Origin of the sequence: Pseudomonas sp. NPDC090592 (assembly GCF_044769185.1) — a bacterium.
Taxonomy (GTDB): Bacteria; Pseudomonadota; Gammaproteobacteria; order Pseudomonadales; family Pseudomonadaceae; genus Aquipseudomonas.
Map to the genome: position 1 here is coordinate 171,418 of NZ_JBIVXJ010000012.1, position 17,387 is coordinate 188,804.

The 17,387-nt window shown below is 63.1% G+C and carries 14 protein-coding genes; 9 read left to right on the top strand and 5 right to left on the bottom strand.

Annotated features, from left to right (window positions below; translation table 11 throughout):
* The first annotated feature begins 134 nt into the window (after positions 1-134).
* Both ACIQUI_RS13505 and tam read left to right on the top strand, forming a co-directional pair.
* Positions 135-2,555: a TonB-dependent siderophore receptor gene (locus tag ACIQUI_RS13505; protein ID WP_403199193.1), complete on the top strand. Its 2,421-nt coding sequence runs from the start codon at positions 135-137 to the stop codon at positions 2,553-2,555.
* Positions 2,556-2,749: 194 nt separating this feature from the next.
* A complete protein-coding gene (gene tam, locus ACIQUI_RS13510) occupies positions 2,750-3,526 on the top strand; it encodes a trans-aconitate 2-methyltransferase (protein WP_403199196.1) in 777 nt (258 codons plus the stop codon).
* On the opposite strand, the gene ACIQUI_RS13515 is transcribed toward tam, so the two are convergent.
* Positions 3,516-3,887 (bottom strand): DUF2784 domain-containing protein, encoded by a 372-nt coding sequence (locus ACIQUI_RS13515; protein ID WP_403199199.1) that lies wholly within the window; start codon positions 3,885-3,887, stop codon positions 3,516-3,518. The genes tam and ACIQUI_RS13515 overlap by 11 nt on opposite strands.
* Positions 3,888-4,042: 155 nt before the next feature.
* Complete coding sequence (locus ACIQUI_RS13520; RefSeq protein ID WP_403199201.1) at positions 4,043-4,912, bottom strand: LysR substrate-binding domain-containing protein; 870 nt, start codon at positions 4,910-4,912, stop codon at positions 4,043-4,045.
* 243 nt (positions 4,913-5,155) lie between these two features.
* On the opposite strand from ACIQUI_RS13520, the gene ACIQUI_RS13525 reads away from it, so the two are divergent.
* The 5 genes from ACIQUI_RS13525 to ACIQUI_RS13545 all read left to right on the top strand — a co-directional run bounded on the left by ACIQUI_RS13525 (position 5,156) and on the right by ACIQUI_RS13545 (position 11,386).
* On the top strand, positions 5,156-6,472 hold the full coding sequence (locus ACIQUI_RS13525) for an MFS transporter (protein WP_403199204.1): 1,317 nt from the start codon (positions 5,156-5,158) through the stop codon (positions 6,470-6,472).
* Positions 6,473-6,485: 13 nt separating this feature from the next.
* Complete coding sequence (locus ACIQUI_RS13530; protein ID WP_403199207.1) at positions 6,486-7,877, top strand: FAD-dependent oxidoreductase; 1,392 nt, start codon at positions 6,486-6,488, stop codon at positions 7,875-7,877.
* Positions 7,878-7,974: 97 nt separating this feature from the next.
* Positions 7,975-8,685, top strand: coding sequence for a YebC/PmpR family DNA-binding transcriptional regulator (locus ACIQUI_RS13535; RefSeq protein WP_391135721.1), 711 nt, complete (start codon positions 7,975-7,977; stop codon positions 8,683-8,685).
* A gap of 142 nt (positions 8,686-8,827) precedes the next feature.
* On the top strand, positions 8,828-9,772 hold the full coding sequence (locus tag ACIQUI_RS13540) for a LysR family transcriptional regulator (RefSeq protein WP_403199210.1): 945 nt from the start codon (positions 8,828-8,830) through the stop codon (positions 9,770-9,772).
* A gap of 201 nt (positions 9,773-9,973) precedes the next feature.
* A complete protein-coding gene (locus ACIQUI_RS13545) occupies positions 9,974-11,386 on the top strand; it encodes a DOPA decarboxylase (RefSeq protein ID WP_403199212.1) in 1,413 nt (470 codons plus the stop codon).
* 26 nt (positions 11,387-11,412) lie between these two features.
* On the opposite strand, the gene ACIQUI_RS13550 is transcribed toward ACIQUI_RS13545, so the two are convergent.
* The 3 genes from ACIQUI_RS13550 to ACIQUI_RS13560 form a co-directional block, all read right to left on the bottom strand.
* On the bottom strand, positions 11,413-12,003 hold the full coding sequence (locus tag ACIQUI_RS13550) for a biliverdin-producing heme oxygenase (protein ID WP_403199214.1): 591 nt from the start codon (positions 12,001-12,003) through the stop codon (positions 11,413-11,415).
* A 78-nt stretch (positions 12,004-12,081) separates the two neighbouring features.
* Entirely contained in the window at positions 12,082-13,410 is a 1,329-nt protein-coding gene (locus ACIQUI_RS13555; protein WP_403199216.1) for an MFS transporter, read from the bottom strand.
* A gap of 167 nt (positions 13,411-13,577) precedes the next feature.
* Positions 13,578-14,591 carry a GlxA family transcriptional regulator gene (locus ACIQUI_RS13560; protein ID WP_403199219.1) on the bottom strand — a complete coding sequence of 338 codons (1,014 nt, stop codon included), beginning with the start codon at positions 14,589-14,591 and terminating at the stop codon, positions 13,578-13,580.
* Between the two features lie 270 nt (positions 14,592-14,861).
* Here ACIQUI_RS13560 and ACIQUI_RS13565 point away from each other — a divergent pair, with 270 nt between their 5' ends.
* Positions 14,862-15,776 carry a LysR family transcriptional regulator gene (locus ACIQUI_RS13565; RefSeq protein ID WP_403199222.1) on the top strand — a complete coding sequence of 305 codons (915 nt, stop codon included), beginning with the start codon at positions 14,862-14,864 and terminating at the stop codon, positions 15,774-15,776.
* Between the two features lie 183 nt (positions 15,777-15,959).
* On the top strand, positions 15,960-17,195 hold the full coding sequence (locus tag ACIQUI_RS13570) for an SRPBCC family protein (RefSeq protein ID WP_403199224.1): 1,236 nt from the start codon (positions 15,960-15,962) through the stop codon (positions 17,193-17,195).
* Positions 17,196-17,387 lie beyond the last annotated feature (192 nt).

Here is a 17,387-nt window from a genome sequence, read left to right on the forward strand (position 1 = left end):
GATATCCTGTGGGAGCGGGCAAGCCCGCGAAGGGGCCGGTACAGGCAACCAATAATTTTTTTCATCCACACATCAACATTCGCGCATGCCCAACCGCCATCCCCATGAAGTCACTTGAATCGTATGGGGAACACATGGGTAACCACCTTTCACCGCTGACGCTGCTGGCTGCCAGCCTGCTGACCTGCGCCAGCGTCCAGGCGCAGGATGCCACCTTCAGCCTGGATATCCCGGCACAACGCCTTGACCGCTCGCTAAATGCCCTGGCCCGGCAGACCGATACCCGCATCCTGTTTTCCACCGATGCTGCCGAAGGCCGCCAGGCGGCGGCCGTGCAGGGGCGCATGAGCGTTGCCCAAGCCTTGCAACAGCTGCTGGCCGGCTCGGGCTTGCAGTTGCAACGGGCCGGGGAGGGGTACCTGATTGGCGCGCCCGCCAGTGGCTCGGCGCTGGAGCTGGGCGCTACCAATATCGACAGCCAGCGTTACGGCAACAGCACGGACGGAACCGGTGCCTACACCCTGGGCACTACGCGCGCCGGCACAGGCCTGGACCTGTCGCCGCGCGAAACGCCGCAGTCGATCAGTGTGGTTACCCGCCAGCGTATGGACGACCAGGGCCTGAACGACCTTACCGAAGTGTTGCAGCAAACCCCGGGGTTATCGGTCCAGAGCCTGGGCAGTGAGCGATTCAACATCTACTCGCGCGGCTACTCGGTAGACAACTACCAGTTCGACGGCATTCCCACCACCCTCGATATCGTCAGCCAGGTATCAGCGCAGAGCCTGGCCGACATGGCCATCTATGACCATGTGGAGGTGCTGCGCGGTGCCACCGGCCTGCTGACCGGCGCGGGTGACCCGTCTGCCACCATCAACCTGGTGCGCAAGCGGCCCACCGCCACGTTCAAGGGGCATGTCAGCGCCGGGCTGGGGTCGTGGAACAAGTACCGCACCGAGGTCGACCTGTCCGGGCCGTTGACGCCTACTGGCAATGTACGCGGGCGCATGGTTGCCGCTTACCAGCAGAACGACAGCTTCGTCGACCATTACCACCAGGAAAAGCAGGTGTTCTACGGCATCCTTGAGGCCGACCTTACCGACACCACGTTGCTCACCGTGGGCGCGGATTACCAGCGCAACCGGCCAGAAGGCTCGTCTTCAGTGGCGTTCCCGTTGTTCTACAGCAATGGTGAGCAAACCGATTTTTCCCGCTCCACCAACAGCGCCGCGCGCTGGAGCAGCAACCCCCAGGACGCGCTGAACACCTTCGCCAGCCTCGAACAGAAACTGGGCAACGACTGGAGCCTGCGGTTGGCGGTGAACCAGATGTACATCAACCGCGACGATTACAGCCTGGCTACTGCTAGCTGGGGCTTCCCCGACAAGCAGACCGGCGAAGGCGTGCGCCTGTACGGCGGTGCCGGCAGCACCTGGCAGAAGCAGGTGGGTGTGGATGCACAGCTCAAGGGTCCATTCCAGGCATTTGGCCGCGAGCACGAACTGGTGCTGGGCTACAACTTCTCTCGCTACCAGAACCACCACGACCCGTTGCGTGGCACGGCGATCGAGGGCAGCCGGGTCAACTTCTACACCTGGGACAACTACACAACCGAGCCCAACACCGCTAACGGCAAGCTGTACGACGGCGATACCAGCATTTACCAGAGCGGTACCTACCTGGCCACGCGCCTGCGGCCCACTGACGACTTGTCGGTCATCCTGGGTGCCCGGGTCAGCAACTATCGCTACCGTTACGACCTGGAATACGCGGTAAATACCGCCCTGAACAAGGTCACCGCCAACCGCGACAGTGGCGTGGTCACCCCGTACGCCGGTATCGTCTACGACCTCGACGAGGTTCACTCGGTGTATGCCAGCTACACCAGCATCTTCAAGCCGCAGACCGTTCGTGATGCCAGCGGCAGTACCCTTGACCCACGTGAGGGCGACAACTACGAAATCGGCCTGAAGAGCGAGTTTTTCGGCGGCCGCCTGAACACCAGCGTCGCTGCCTTCGAGATCAAGCAGGACAACCTGGCCGAAGTCGACCCCGGCAAGGTCGTGCCCGGTACCACCACATCCGCCTACCGCGCGATCTCTGGCGCCACCACGCGTGGTTTCGAAGTGGAGGCCAGCGGTGAGCTGCAGCCGGGCTGGAACCTCAGTGCCAGCTACAACCACAGCATCATCAAGGACGCCGATGGCGAGCGCATCAATACGGTGTTCCCGGCCAACATGGTCAAGCTGTGGAGCACCTACCGCCTGCCGGGTGACCTGGACCGCCTGACCGTGGGTGGTGGCATGAACTGGCAGAGCGGCATCCACTTCACGGCTGCGCCCACCGACCTGGGCAAGACGGTCAAGGCCAGGCAGGGCCAGTTCGCGGTGTTCAACCTGATGGGCCGCTACCAGATCACCGACCAGCTTTCGACCACGCTGAACCTCAACAACCTGTTCGACAAGAAGTACCTCAGTGCGCTGGATACCACGTTCTACAGTGGTTATTACGGCGAACCGCGTAACGTCATGGTCTCCACCCGCTGGGATTTCTAAAACCGCGCATACGATCCCTTGTAGGAGCGGCCTTGTGTCGCGATGGGCCGCAAAGCGGCCCCGGCAATCTGCGCTTTATCGAAGATTTTGGGGCTGCTCCGCAGCCCATCGCGACACAAGGCCGCTCCTACAACGACCGCGCAGGGTGCTACTTGGCATATGCTAGGCATATCGCCCGCCCTAAGGAGCTGCACATGGCCTGGTCCGCCACCCAGTATTCCCTGTTCGAAGATGAACGCACCCGCGCCGTGCGCGACCTGCTCGCCGCCATCCCGTCACGCCCGGTGCGCCACGCCACTGACCTGGGCTGTGGCCCGGGCAATTCCACCGAGGTGTTGCTGCAACGCTACCCCGATGCCCAGGTAACGGCGCTGGACAGCGACGCTGACATGGTCGCCAAGGCCCGTGAACGCAAGCGCTTGTGCATCCCGCGGGTACGCACGCTGATTGCCGACATCAGCGGCTGGTCCGCCCCCGAGCCGCAGGACTTGATCCTGGCCAACGCCTCGCTGCAATGGGTACCCGACCACGCCTCGCTGTACCCGCACCTGGTTCGCCAGCTCAGCGAAGGTGCCAGCCTGGCCGTGCAGACTCCGGACAACCTCGACGAACCGGCCCATCGCCAGTTGCGCGAGATTGCCAGCCGCGGCCCGTGGGCGGCGAAGTTCGCCGACTTCCACCTGCCACCACGGCACAGCGCGGCGTTCTACTACGACCTGCTCAGCCCGCTGTGCGCACGGGTGGATGTGTGGCGCACCACCTATCACCACCCTTTGCCGGGTGGCGCCGAAGCGGTGGTGGAGTGGTTCAAGGGGTCTGCGTTGCGGCCTTATCTGGCCAGGCTTGATGAACAGGAGCAGGCTGACTTCCTGCAAATGTACCTGCAAGCCATGCAGCAGGGCTACCCGCCCGCCACCGACGGCAAGGTGCTGCTGCCGTTCCCGCGCTTGTTCGTGATCGCTACCCGCTAGGGTGGCGCCAGCGCCAGGCCACGTAGCTGTAGATACCCAGGTTGAGCAGCAGCACAACACTGCCCAGCAGCAACTGGATGTGCGGCGTCAGCCCGGCGGGGTAGATCAGCGGCCAGATGTAGTGCTCGACGAAGCCGCCCTGGTAGCCTGCGTCGCCGGCCGCGCTGCGCATGCGGTTTTCCCAGGTGGTGAGCGGGCAGCCCAGGTGCAGGCACTCCACCGCCAGGCCCCAGGCCAGGGCCGGCAGGTGCAGCAGCAGGGCAGGGCGCCACTTGAGCACCAGCAGGCCGCCGAACAGCACCAGCAGGATGAACGCCAGGTGCAGCAGGACCAGGGTGTCGGCGGCCAGGCGGGAGAACATGGTTGGGTGCCGGGGATGGAGGTAGTCCTAGCATAGTTGGGTTGCCTGTACTGGCCTCTTCGCGGGCTCGCCCGCTCCCACAGGATCTCCACAGCTTCCAGATGTTGTGCATTCCCTGTGGGAGCGGGCAAGCCCGCGAAGGGGCCGGCGCAGGCTTACAACCCTTCTTCAACCATCTGCAAGAAGGTCGCCACCACCCGCCGCGTCCGCTGCTCGCTCAGGCACACCAGCGTCTCGGTCAAATGCCGCTGGCAATCCACGATCGGCAACGCACACACCCGCGCATCGGCGCCAAACTCCGCTGCCGACACCACCCCCACGCCAATCCCCACCACCACTGCCTCGCGCGCCGCCTCGCGGCCTTCTACCTGGATCGCCGGGCGAATCCGCAACCCGGCCCGTTGCATTTCTTCTTCCAGCGTCTGGCGCGTGACCGAGCCCGGCTCGCGCAGCACCAGCGGTGTGTCGTCCAGGTCGGCCAGGCTGATCGAGCCTCGGCTGGCCCACGGGTGGTGGTGCGAGACGAATGCGACCATCGGGTCGCGGCGCAGGGGCAGGCAATGCAACCGTTCATCGTCCACATCCCGGCCCAGCAGCGCCAGGTCAGCCTGGTAACTGAACAGCCGGGCCAGCGATTCGTCGGTGTTGCCGGTTTCGATCTTTACCTGGATGCCCGGGTAGCGCTGGCAGAAGCGGGCAATCTGCGGCAGCACGTGCACCGGTGCGTCCACCGCCAGCACCAGGCTGCCGGTGTGCAGCGCACGTGAATCCTGCAACAGGTCATGGGCCTCGGCCTCGCAGGCGAACAGCCGCTGGCTGATGCCCAGCAGGCGTTCGCCAAGGTCGGTGAGCTGCACTGAGCGCTTGTTGCGGTGGAACAGCAATACACCGAAGCGTTCCTCCAGCTTGCGCACCTGGTCCGACACCGCGGGCTGGGTAAGGAACAGCTTTTGCGCCGCGCGGGTAAAGCTGCCGTGCACGGCCACCGCATGGAAGGCCTTGAGTTGTGCGTGGGAAACCGACATGACCACCTCAGTAAAAAGCTGAGCTTATGTGTGAAATACGATAAATCGATTTTATTTATCTTAGCGCAACTGTTTCCATGCATGTCAGCCCGACGCTGGCACCACGAATGCCGCCAGGGCCATGGTGCCCACACGGTGCCACCTGACCCGATGACAGCCTCGTCATCGCTGTGCGTAACACAAGAACAAGACAGGCGTTTCTTCACATTCTGCCGGCACACTCAAGCAAGAGGTCAGACTTACATGAATCACTCCCTAGCCGCGTTCAAACGCTGGCGCATCCAGATTTTCGCCATCACCTGGCTGGCCTACGCCGCCTTCTACTTCACCCGCAAAGCGTTCTCGGTTGCCAAGCTGGGCATCGCCGAAGACCCCAGCTTCATGCTCGACAAAGCCGCCATGGCCAACCTCGACGCCATCTACCTGGCCGCGTATGCCGTAGGCCAGTTCACCTGGGGCATGCTTGCCGACCGCTTCGGCCCGCGCGTGGTGGTGCTGGGTGGGCTGCTGATTTCCGCGGTGGCGGCGGTGGTGATGGGCAGCTACGCCACCTTCCCGATCTTTGCTACCTGCATGCTGGTGCAGGGCCTGGCACAGTCCACCGGCTGGGCTGGCTTGTGCAAGAACATCGGCAGCTTCTTCCCGGCCTCGCAGCGCGGGCGGATATTGGGGTTGTGGAGTTCCTGCTATGCCTTCGGCGGCCTGGTGGCTTCGCCGTTCGCCGGCTGGTGGGCCTATACCCTGGTCGGCAGCTGGCATGCGGCATTCTTCTCCAGCGCCGCCGTGGTGGCGCTGGTGGCCGTGCTGTTCTTCCTGCTGCAGCGCAACAAGCCGGAAGACGTCGGCCTGCCGGCAGTGGAGCCCGAGCCGCAGAGCATGGCCCCGGCCGGCAACCTGTGCAGCGTGTGGGCACCGCTGAAGGAAATTTTGCGCAACCGCACGGTGCTGACCCTGGGCCTGGCGTACTTCCTGTTGAAGCCTGCGCGCTACGCCATCTTGCTGTGGGGGCCGGTGATCGTCTTCGAGCAGATGCCCGAGGTGGGCAAGGTCGGTGCAGCCATTATCCCGACCGCCTTCGAACTGGCCGGGCTGCTCGGCCCGATCATCATCGGCCTGGCCTCCGACAAGCTGTTCGGCGCCCGGCGCATGCCGGCGTGTGTCATCAGCCTGGTGCTGCTGACCGTGACCCTGGCGGGCTTCATGGCGGCCATGCACACAGGCAACGTGATGCTGGTGGTGGCCTTGCTGTTCGTCATGGGCCTGACCTTGTACGGCCCGGACTCGATGATCAGCGGCGCTGCGGCCATTGACTTCGGCACCGCCAAGGCCGGCGCTACCGCGGCGGGTTTCGTCAATGGCTGCGGCTCGGTGGGGGCGGTGCTGGGCGGGCTTCTGCCGGGGTACTTCGATGGCGTCACAGTGTTCATCGTGTTCGCTGGCTGCGCGCTGTTCTCGGCGCTGGTACTGCTGCCGCACTGGAACAGCCGCCCGGCCAGCACCGCGCAAAGTGCCGACGTTGCACCGAATACCAGCATGGCAATCAAGCCACTGCGTACCTGAAAGGAAAGAGCGAATGAGACCCTTCTGGCTGCAACAGGCCCTGGATTCGGCGCAGGAGGCGGTATGCCCGCCGCTGCAAGGTGATAGCCGTTGCGATGTGTGCATCGTCGGCGGCGGCTACACCGGCCTGTGGACAGCACTGATGCTCAAGGAAGCGGTGCCGGCGCTGGATGTGGTGCTGATTGAAGCCGATATCTGCGGCGCTGGCGCCAGTGGCCGAAACGGCGGTTGCGCGTTGTCCTGGTCGGCCAAGTACTTCACCCTCGAGCGGCTGTTCGGGGTGGCCGAGGCGGTGCGCCTGGTGCGCGAGTCGGAGCGCAGCATCGGTGATATCGGTGCGTTTTGCGCGGCCAACGGCATCGACTGTGACTACCGCCTGGACGGCACGCTGTACACCGCGACCAACGCGGCTCAGGTTGGCGCAACCGACGGGGTAATTGCTGCGCTGGAGCACAAGGGGATCAATTCGTTCCGCCGCCTGCCGCTGGAGCAAGTGCAGCGCCTGGCCGGTTCGGCGCGGCACCTGGAGGGCTGGTTCTCGCCCGCCGCGGCCACGGTGCAGCCGGGCAAGCTGGTGCGCGGCCTGCGCCGGGTGGCGTTGCAGCGCGGCGTGCGCATCCATGAAGGCACGGCCATGACCGGCCTGGAACACGGCGCCCCGGTGCAGGTGCGCACGGCCCACGGCACAGTGCGCGCTGACCGCGTGGTGTTGGGCCTGAATGCCTGGATGGCGCGGGCCTTCCCGCAGTTCGAGCGCAGCGTGGCAATTGTTTCCAGCGACATGGTGATTACCGAGCCGTGCCCCGACCTGCTGCGCGAAATCGGCCTGGACAGCGGCATCAGCGTGCTCGACTCGCGCATTTTCGTGCATTACTACCACAACACCTCCGACGGCCGGCTGATGCTCGGCAAGGGTGGCAATACCTTCGCCTATGGCGGGCGCATGCTGCCAGTGTTCGACCAGCCATCGCCCTACCGGCCGCTGCTGCGCGAAAGCCTGGGCGGGTTCTTCCCGGCACTGGCCGATGTGCCGCTGGCCGCAAGCTGGAACGGGCCGTCGGACCGCTCGGTAACCGGTTTGCCGTTCTTCGGCCGGTTGGACGGGCAGGGCAATGTGTTTTACGGCTTTGGCTACTCCGGCAGTGGCGTCGGGCCGTGCCTCATGGGTGGGCAGATCCTTTCTTCGCTGGCGTTGGGGCTGGACAACCCATGGACCCGCTCGCCGTTGGTCAAGGGGCCGATGGGGCTGTTCCCGCCCGAGCCCATCCGCTACCTGGGTTCGCTGATGGTGCGCAATGCCATCCGCCGCAAGGAGCGCGCCGAGGACCACGGTTTGCGGCCGCGCCGGCTGGATGTGCGCCTGGCGCGGTTTGCCGCGGCGGCAGGCAAAGCCGATAAAGGCTGATGAGATTTCTTGTCGATCCGGTGCCTGAGGGCGTATAAACTGCACCCACTTTTGGCCGGTCGCTTCCTGAACCGGCCGTTGAAACAAGAGAGTCGACATGGGCGCACAGTGGAAAGCCAAGCATAGAGAAACAGCGGCCAATGCCAAAGGCAAGGTCATGGGCAAGCTGTCCAAGGAAATCCAGATCGCTGCCAAGTCGGGCGCCGATCCCGACATGAACCCGCGTCTGCGCCTGGCCATCGTGCAGGCCAAGAAGGCCTCGATGACCCGCGAGACGCTGGAGCGGGCGATTCGCAAGGGCGCCGGCCTGGACGGTGACTCCGTGCAGTATCACGCGGTCAGCTACGAAGGCTTTGCCCCGCACCAGGTACCGCTGATCGTCGAGTGCCTGACCGACAACGTCAACCGCACCGTTGCGCAAATCCGCGTACTGTTCCGCAAGGGCCAGTTGGGTGCGAGCGGTTCGGTGGCCTGGGACTTCAACCATGTCGGCCTGATCGAAGCCACTCCGGAAGGCGACGCCGACCCGGAAATGGCGGCTATCGAAGCCGGCGCCCAGGACTTCGAAGAAGGTGAAGAAGAGGGTTCGACCCTGTTCATTACCGACACCACCGACCTGGACGCCGTGCAGAAGGCCCTGCCGGACCATGGCTTCACCGTGACCTCGGCGAAGATCGGCTACACCCCGAAAAACCCGGTGAGCGCGGCCAGCCTGAGCGCTGAAGCACTGGCTGAGGTTGAAGCGTTTCTCGAAGCGATCGACGAGAACGATGATGTGCAGAACGTTTATGTCGGCCTGACTGACTGATTTGTGTATCCGGGGCCGCTTTGCGGCCCTTCGCGGGCTCGCCCGCTCCCACAGGTTCACCGCAGCATTCAATACAGCGGTGAATCTGTGGGAGCGGGCGAGCCCGCGAATAGGCCTTTGAATGCCACCGCGGGCAGCCTGCATGAACCCCACCTTCGCCTCCCTCAGCCTCGCCCACCTGCGCACCCTCGACCACCTGCTGCAGCTGAAAAATCTCAGCCACGCCGCCGAGCGCCTGGGCGTCAGCCAGTCGGCCCTGAGCCGTCAGCTGGCCCACCTGCGTGATGCCTTCGATGACCCGCTGCTGGTGCGCCAGGGCCGTGGCTACGTACTGAGCGAACATGCCGAAGCCCTGGTCGAACCGCTGCGCCAGGTCCTTGAAGAACTGCACGCCTTGCGCCAGCCCGCCGTCTTCGACCCGGCACGCTGCGAGCGGCGCTTCTGCCTGGCCGCTTCGGACTATGTGGCCGAGCACATGCTGCCGCTGCTGGTGGCGGCGCTGGAGCGTGAAGCACCGGGTGTAGCGCTTGAGTACCGTACCTGGCAAGCCGGCCAGTACGCCTTGCTGGCCAGCGGCGAAATCGACCTGGCCACCACCCTGTTCGACGAGTCGCCACCCAACCTGCACGGGCGCCTGCTGGGCGAGGACCGCGCCGTTTGCCTGATGCGCCTCGACCACCCGCTTGCAGCCCATGCCACGCTCAGCCAGGCTGATTACCTGGCGCACAAACATGTGCGTATTTCCGGCGGGGGCGACAAGGACAGCTTCATCGACCGCCACTTGCGCGCCCAGGGCCTGCAGCGGCGTGTCAGCCTGGAGGTGCCGTTTTTTTCCGCCACCGTAAAGGTCATTGCCAACAGCCAGGCCGTGGCCACTGTGCCTGAGCACATTGCCCGGCAACTGTGCCGCCTGCATGACCTGGCCTGGCGACCGCTGGCCTTCATCGACCACAGCCAGCGCTACTGGGTGGTGTGGCACCAGCGCCTGCAAGCTTCTGCCGAGCACCGTTGGTTGCGCAACCGGGTGTTCGAGCTCTGGCGCCAGTCACAGTTCGGTGTACAGGGTGGGCATGCGGGTTTGCCATAGCAGGTATGCGCGAAGCGGGGTTATACGGTTTGGCATAGCTGCCTAGACTGGGGGCATTGTGTTGTCTGTACTGGCCCTTTCGCGGGTAAACCCGCTCCCACAGGTAACTCACAGGATCTAAAAACTGTGGAGTATCTGTGGGAGCGGGTTTACCCGCGAAAGGGCCGGCCCAGGCAGTGGATGAACCCCAGGAGCCGCCAAGTGACCCCCGAACAATTCCGCCAGTACGGCCACCAACTGATCGACCTGATTGCCGACTACCGCCAAACCGTCGGCGAGCGCCCGGTCATGGCCCAAGTCGAGCCCGGCTACCTCAAGGCCGCGTTACCGGCAACAGCGCCCCAGCAAGGCGAACCCTTCGAGGCCATCCTCGACGACGTCAACCAGCTGGTCATGCCCGGCCTGTCCCATTGGCAGCACCCGGACTTCTACGGCTATTTCCCTTCCAACGGCACGCTGTCCTCGGTACTTGGCGACTTCCTCAGCACCGGCCTGGGCGTGCTGGGCCTGTCGTGGCAATCCAGCCCGGCGCTGAGCGAGCTGGAAGAAACCACCCTCGACTGGCTGCGTCAGTTGCTCGGCCTCTCTGGCCAATGGAGCGGGGTCATCCAGGACACCGCTTCGACCAGCACCCTGGTGGCGCTGATCAGCGCCCGTGAGCGCGCCACCGACTACGCGTTGGTACGCGGCGGCCTGCAGGCCGAAGCCAAGCCTTTGATCGTGTATGTCAGCGCCCACGCCCACAGTTCGGTGGACAAGGCGGCGTTGCTGGCCGGTTTTGGTCGCGACAACATTCGCCTGATCCCCACTGACGAACACTACGGCCTGCGGCCAGAAGCACTACAGGCGGCGATCGAGCAGGACCTGGCTGCCGGCAACCAGCCCTGCGCTGTGGTTGCCACCACGGGTACAACCACCACCACGGCCCTCGACCCGCTGCGCCCGATTGGCGAAATCGCCCAGGCTCATGGGCTGTGGCTACATGTGGACTCGGCCATGGCCGGTTCGGCGATGATCCTGCCCGAGTGCCGCTGGATGTGGGACGGCATCGAGCTGGCCGATTCGGTGGTAGTCAACGCGCACAAGTGGCTGGGTGTGGCTTTCGATTGCTCCATCTACTACGTACGTGACCCGCAGCACCTGATCCGGGTAATGAGCACCAACCCCAGCTACCTGCAATCGGCAGTCGACGGCGAGGTGAAGAACCTGCGTGACTGGGGTATTCCACTGGGCCGGCGGTTCCGTGCGCTGAAGCTCTGGTTCATGTTGCGCAGCGAGGGCGTTGAGGCGCTGCAGGAGCGTTTGCGGCGCGACCTGGGCAATGCCCAGTGGCTGGCGGGGCAGGTTGCGGCCGCTGCCGAGTGGGAGGTGTTGGCGCCGGTGCAGTTGCAGACCTTGTGCATTCGCCATCGGCCGGCGGGGCTGGACGGCGAGGCGCTGGATGCGCACACCAAAGCCTGGGCGCAGCGGCTGAATGTGTCCGGGCAGGCGTATGTGACGCCAGCCACGCTGGATGGGCAGTGGATGGTACGGGTTTCGATCGGGGCGCTGCCTACTGAGCGCGAGCATGTCGAGAAACTCTGGGAGACGTTGCAAAACGTGGTCAAAGGCTGAGATCGGCGCGGCCACCTTGCGGGCAATCAGCCTTGTGCAAACACTGCCCGCAGGTGTGCCCTGTAGCTGTCGAACGCGGCAATTGCCCCCGCCACCACCTCGGCTTCTTCCCGCTCATCCAGCACCACGCTATCGAGCGTGGCAACAAACTCGCGCCACTGCAGCGCTCGGCCACTCGGTGGCGGCGCCAGGTGGCGGGCACCCAGCTCGCCATCCAGCCCCAGGCGCTGGGTGTGCTTGAACAGAAACGCTGCGCCCAGGTTCGACCCTTCACTGCAATACAACCAGCCCAACGCCTGGGCCGGGCTGGCGCACACCGGGTGAGGGCGCGTTGGCAGTGGCAGGCCCAAGTCCTGCAAATCGGCTTCGACCGCCGCAAAGCGCGACAGCTCGGCCAACCCCGGCAGCCGCTGGTTCAGCTGTTCATCCTGATACAACGCCAACAGGCTGCCGTGAAACCGGTATTGCACCTGCAGGAAGCGGCCATAACGCTCGCGGTCCTGGAACGGGCGGGCGGCCATCACCAGTTGATCGACGCTATCATGGTCCCGGCTGCTGGCCGCCTTCAAACGTTTGCAGCGGCCTTGCTCCATGAAAGTGACGGGGGCAGCGGTCATCGGCGTATCCTTGGCAAGTGGTCAGTAAGCGCATGATGCTTGCCATCGCTGGCGGGCGGCAAGCACCGCGCTTACAAGTTAGCCCAGGGCCGCTGCCTGCTGCAGGTTAAGCGAGCGGGTTTCCGGTGCCAGCGCCCAGGACAGCAGCAGGCCGAAGAAGGTGATGGCAGCCGCCACGTACATGGTCTGTGCAATGCCCAGCACATCCAGTGAGATCGGCACCAGATAAGTCCCTACCGCAGCACCGATGCGCGAGATGGAGGTGCCCATGCCCACAGCGAAGGCGCGGATCTCGGTGGGGAAGATTTCGTTCGGGTACACCAGCGTAAGCACCTGGGCACCGCCAATGAACAATGCATACAAGGCAAAGAACAGCAGTATCCAGATGCCCGCGCTGCTGTGCAGCGCGCCCAGGCACAACAAGGCCACGCCCGACACCAGGAAGCTGTAGAGCAGCAGGTTGCGCCGGCCGATGACGTTGATCAGCCGCGTGGCAAGTATGCAACCGACCACGAAGAACAACGTGATCAGTACCGAGCCGATCGAGGCGCTGTCGCCTTTCACGTTCAGCGCTGCCAGCACCTTGGGTGCAAACGCGTACACCGAGAACAGCGGGATGATGCAGCAGGTCCAGAACACGATGACAAACAGCATGCGCTTGCCGTAGCCGGCATACAGCAAGCTCCAGATGTTGACCTTGTGGTGGGTGCTCTGCTCGGGCAGGTTGCGCAGGGAAAAACCGTTGCCGTACACCGCCTTGATCACCTGCTCCGCCTCTGCATTGCGGCCTTTGCTGAGCAGCCAGCGTGGTGATTCGGGTGTACCGATACGTACCACGAAAAGGGCAAGGCCGATGCTGGCGGAGCTGGCCAGCACCAGGCGCCAGGCGTCCTCGGCGCCACTGCGCAGCAGCAGCTCACCGACAATGTAAGCCGTTGCGGCACCGGCAAACCACAGGATGGTGAGCATGGCCAGGCGGGGGCCGCGGTACTTCTTGGGCATGAACTCGACCAGCAGCGAGGTGGCTACCGGGTACTCGATGCCGACGGCAATGCCGATGACCAGCCGCAGCAGGAAGATGGCCAGCGCCGAGTCGGCCCAGAACTGCCCAAGCGATGCGACGATGAACAGGGTGGGCCCGACAAAGAACAAGCGCTTGCGCCCAAGCCGGTCGGTCAGCCAGCCGCCGAGAAAGCCGCCGAAGAAAATGCCGATCAACGCCGAGGCGGCGATCAGGCCTTCCCAGTAACTGTTCAACGACAACGCCGTGCTGATGTGCGCCAGGGCGACGCCGATGATGCTCAGCACATAGCCATCGACGAACGAGCCGCCGCCAGAACGCCAGGTGAGCAGTTTGTGGAACCTGTTTAGCGGTACATCTTCAACTGAAATTGCAGGATTTGTCATTCTTGTCTCCCGATATGGGTTTTCGAGTAAGAGGGGGGCAGCGCGGCAGCCAAAGCGGAGCCGTGAAGCCATCTCGAAAATTCAGTGATCGATGGCTGTATGATTGTTTTTATTGTGGGTACCGGTAACGGTGTGTTCAGAAACCTTCCGCTTGCGCTCCTTGTTTCTCAGATTTCATAACGCACTTCTTTGGAAGGGGGGTGACCGAAGAACGCACTGTAGGACCTGCTGAAATGAGTGCACGACACAAACCCGCAGGCGATGGACACATCGAAGATCGATGCGTTGGAGTTCTGGATCAGGCGCCGCGCTTCGGTAATGCGCAGCTGGAAGTAGTACTTTTGCGGGGTGGTCTCCAGTTGGTCCTTGAACAGCCGTTGCACCTGGCGCACCGACAGGCCGACGGCCTGGCACAGTTGCCCGGGTGACAGCGGCTCCTCCAGGTTGGCCTCCATCAGCGTGATGATTTCGCGCAGGGGCCGGCTGACCTTCGGTTGCAGCGGCTTCTGGATGCTGCGGAACCTGCTTTGATCATGGTCCAGTGTGTCGAGCACCGCATCGGCCAGCGCCTGGTTGCAACCGATGTTCAGCCACTGCAGCATCATTTCGAAGGCGCCGGCCGGCGACGCAGCAGTCAGCCGGTCGCGGTCGAGCACCAGCGCATCGTGGGTGACCATGGCGTGTGGCACGCGTTCGGCCAGGGCAATCCGCTGTTCCGGGTGGATCGCGCAGCGGTAGCCATCGAGCAGGCCAGCACTGCCCAGGTACCAGGCGCCGTTCCACAAGCCGCCAAGTACCACGGGGAACCTGGCCAGCCGTTTCAGTAGCGCGGTCAGCCAGCCGGGTACCGTACGGGCGGCACGCAGGCCGCCGCAGACCACCATGATGTCGAGGTCGCACAGGCGCACATCGGTCAGCGGTGTGTCTGGCCGGATGGGGATGGCCAGGTCGCTCATGACCTCGTTGTGGTTGTGGCTGAAGGTGTGCACGCGGATCGAGCCGGGGGCGATCAGGTTGGCAGTAACCAACACATCCAGGGCCTGGGTGAAGCTGGGCAGGGAAAAGTTTTCCAGTAGCAGAAAACCAACCCGCGAGGGCGCGGGCCGCGCTACCGAGTGTGCCATGAAGCCCAGGTTGCGCTCTTTGAATGTGTGGCTGAATGCTCTTGTCGTTATTGTCATGGGTCACCCAGGCGCTGGCGTACAGGTCGGGGCTAATGTAAGAGCGTGCCGGATATAAAGTCCAACGACATTTATACAGTTTCAACAATAACCTCATGTTATTGCAGGGTTGGCGATTTCTCGCATAACCCAAGGTAATGCGTAAAGTAATTTAAGTGTGGATGTGTTTTTGCGGCTGCTGTGTACGATTCAATTGTCCAGTACGCGGAATGAGGAGCGCACATCAGGATGTCGCAGCGGCAAGTTGACCCCGATACCGTGTTACTTCGCATGCCTTCGTTGCGTGCTGTCAAAGCATTTGTTGCCGCTGCCAAGTACCAGAGTTTTACCCGGGCTGCAGAAGCGCTGTGCGTGTCGCAGGCAGCCATCAGCCGCCAGGTGCGCGAACTGGAAACCTACCTGAGTGCCCGGCTATTCGAGCGCGTGGGCCGCACGGTTGAGCTCACGCCTGCCGGTTCGGTGTTTTTCGAGGCGTCGCAGTTGTCGTTCGTGAACATTGCCCAGGCGGCGGAGCGCATTCGTCATACCCCACAGGAAAAACAGGTGCTGACCATTTGCTGCTCGCCGGCGTTTTCCGCCTTCTGGTTATCGCAGCACATCAATGCGTTTCGTGCCGACAACCCGGATATCGAACTTAACCTGATCACCACGCAGAACTTCCAGACGCGCGAGCCGGGTGTTGAGCCGGATGTGATCATCTCCAAGTTCGCCAATCCGGGCGAGGGCTACACGCTGTACCCATTGTGCCATGACGTGATTTACCCGGTGTGCACGCCTGAATACCTGCGCCAGCACCCTGGGATAGATACGCTGGAGGGCCTGCGCAACAACGCATTGCTGGACTTGAGCCCCTACGGCCGGGCGGGCGTGGCCGAGCATGTGGACTGGCGCGTATGGCTGGCATTCCACAACGTGGATATCGATGGGCGTGGCGCCGAAAGCCCGCCGCTGTTCCACGCCAACGACTACAGCCTGATCATCAACATGGTGCTGGCCAACCAGGGTATTGCACTGGGCTGGAACCAGCTGGTGGCCGGCCTGGTGGAGCAGGGCCGGCTGACCAGGCCGGTGGATGAACAAATGACGTTGCGCAACAGCCTGCATTACCTGGCCTGCCGGGAAAAAGACAATGACGACACCTGCGTGCGGGTGAGGGACTGGATACTTTCAGAGTTTGCCCGATAGGTGCGTTGAAATAGCCAGGCTGATGCATGACTTCAAGTGATGAATTTGGCGTTGAAAATGTCGTTTGTGGCGGCCAAGTGGCGTGGCTTAGTTTGATGTGAAGTTGCAGGGTGTTGGTTAAAACAACAAGGGTTCGGTCATTGCCACCCATGGTCATGAATGGCGGGTGGCTGGAGGATAATAATGAATAGCAATGAAACCGTTATCGGTCTGATCAATCAACGCAAGCCGCGGCATGTATTGCCCCGTGAACTGTACCTGGACGCTGACGTATACCGCCACGATCTTGAGCAGATCTGGCACAAGGACTGGGTGTTTGCCGGCCATACGTTCGAGATCCCCAAGGCTGGCCAGTATTTCACCCTGCAGATTGGCGACTACCCGGTAGCGGTGGTGCGTGGCAAGGATGGCGAAGTACGCGCCTTCCACAATGCCTGCCGACACCGCGGTGCCAAAGTGTGCGAGCACGCCAACGGTAAAGTGGCCAAGCTGGTGTGCCCGTACCACAAGTGGACATTCGAGCTGGACGGCAACCTGATCTATGCCGGCAACATGGGCGCGGACTTCGACAAGACCCAATACAATCTCAAGCCGGTGCATGTGGAAATCGTCCACAGCTATATCTACGTGTGTGTGGCGCAACAGGCACCGGACTTCAACAGCTTCCGTGCCTCGGTAAGCCCCTTCATTGCCCCCCATGGGCTGGAAAACTGCAAGGTCGCCTTCGAGTCCAACCTGATCGAGAAGGGCAACTGGAAGCTGGTGTTCGAAAACAACCGTGAGTGCTACCACTGCGACGGTACCCATCCGGAGCTGCTCAACTCGTTCGTCGAGAACCTGTCGGTGGCCGGTGTGGGCGGTGATGACGACCCTGAGCTGGTGGCCCACTGGACCCGTTGCGAGGCGGCCGGCATGCCCAGCCGCCTGGTCATGGACCCGCTGGGGCGCTTCCGCATGACTCGCATTCCGCTTTCCGCGGGTGCCGTCAGCTACACCATGGATGGCAAGCCCGCCGTGAACGGGCGGCTGGACAACAGTGGCGAGGCAGATATCGGCGCGCTGTTGTATTTCAACTATCCGTCTACCTGGAACCACTTCCTGGGCGACCATGCGCTCAGCTTCCGCGTGCTGCCGATCGGGCCGGGAGAAACGCTGGTAACGACCAAGTGGCTGGTGCCGGAGTCGGCGGTGGAAGGGGTTGATTACGACCTGGACCGGCTGACCAAGGTGTGGCTGGCGACCAACGACCAGGACCGCCGTCTGGTGGAAGGTACGCATGCGGGTGTGTCGTCGCCTGCCTATGAGCCAGGGCCGTTCTCGGAAAATGCTGAAAACGGCGTGTGCCAGTTCGATGACTGGTACTGCGCGACCATGCTGGAGCGGCTGAGTGGGCGCGTGCTGTTGAAATCGGTGGTTTGATCCACAGAGGGTATCGCGGCGGATGGCACCGGCTTTGCCGGTGTTCGCGGCTAAAGCCGCTCCCACAGAAGCCGCGTTGACTCAAAGCTTGCGCAGTCCCTGTAATCGATGGACTCGCCCCCGCCGAGGCATCACAGTGCCACGGTGGCGTTCAAAGAAGCCAACGGCAGCGAGGGCGAGACCATGAAAAAG

What these genes read in the sequence shown, in the direction of transcription:
- ACIQUI_RS13515 (WP_403199199.1), bottom strand. Translation starts at nt 3,887, where the DNA reads ATGTTCTCCCGCCTGGCCGCCGACACCCTGGTCCTGCTGCACCTGGCG.
- ACIQUI_RS13555 (WP_403199216.1), bottom strand. Translation starts at nt 13,410, where the DNA reads ATGACAAATCCTGCAATTTCAGTTGAAGATGTACCGCTAAACAGGTTC.
- ACIQUI_RS13565 (WP_403199222.1), top strand. Translation starts at nt 14,862, where the DNA reads ATGCCTTCGTTGCGTGCTGTCAAAGCATTTGTTGCCGCTGCCAAGTAC.
- tam (WP_403199196.1), top strand. Translation starts at nt 2,750, where the DNA reads ATGGCCTGGTCCGCCACCCAGTATTCCCTGTTCGAAGATGAACGCACC.
- ACIQUI_RS13570 (WP_403199224.1), top strand. Translation starts at nt 15,960, where the DNA reads ATGAATAGCAATGAAACCGTTATCGGTCTGATCAATCAACGCAAGCCG.
- ACIQUI_RS13520 (WP_403199201.1), bottom strand. Translation starts at nt 4,912, where the DNA reads ATGTCGGTTTCCCACGCACAACTCAAGGCCTTCCATGCGGTGGCCGTG.
- ACIQUI_RS13560 (WP_403199219.1), bottom strand. Translation starts at nt 14,591, where the DNA reads ATGACAATAACGACAAGAGCATTCAGCCACACATTCAAAGAGCGCAAC.
- ACIQUI_RS13535 (WP_391135721.1), top strand. Translation starts at nt 7,975, where the DNA reads ATGGGCGCACAGTGGAAAGCCAAGCATAGAGAAACAGCGGCCAATGCC.
- ACIQUI_RS13505 (WP_403199193.1), top strand. Translation starts at nt 135, where the DNA reads ATGGGTAACCACCTTTCACCGCTGACGCTGCTGGCTGCCAGCCTGCTG.
- ACIQUI_RS13550 (WP_403199214.1), bottom strand. Translation starts at nt 12,003, where the DNA reads ATGACCGCTGCCCCCGTCACTTTCATGGAGCAAGGCCGCTGCAAACGT.
- ACIQUI_RS13525 (WP_403199204.1), top strand. Translation starts at nt 5,156, where the DNA reads ATGAATCACTCCCTAGCCGCGTTCAAACGCTGGCGCATCCAGATTTTC.
- ACIQUI_RS13530 (WP_403199207.1), top strand. Translation starts at nt 6,486, where the DNA reads ATGAGACCCTTCTGGCTGCAACAGGCCCTGGATTCGGCGCAGGAGGCG.
- ACIQUI_RS13540 (WP_403199210.1), top strand. Translation starts at nt 8,828, where the DNA reads ATGAACCCCACCTTCGCCTCCCTCAGCCTCGCCCACCTGCGCACCCTC.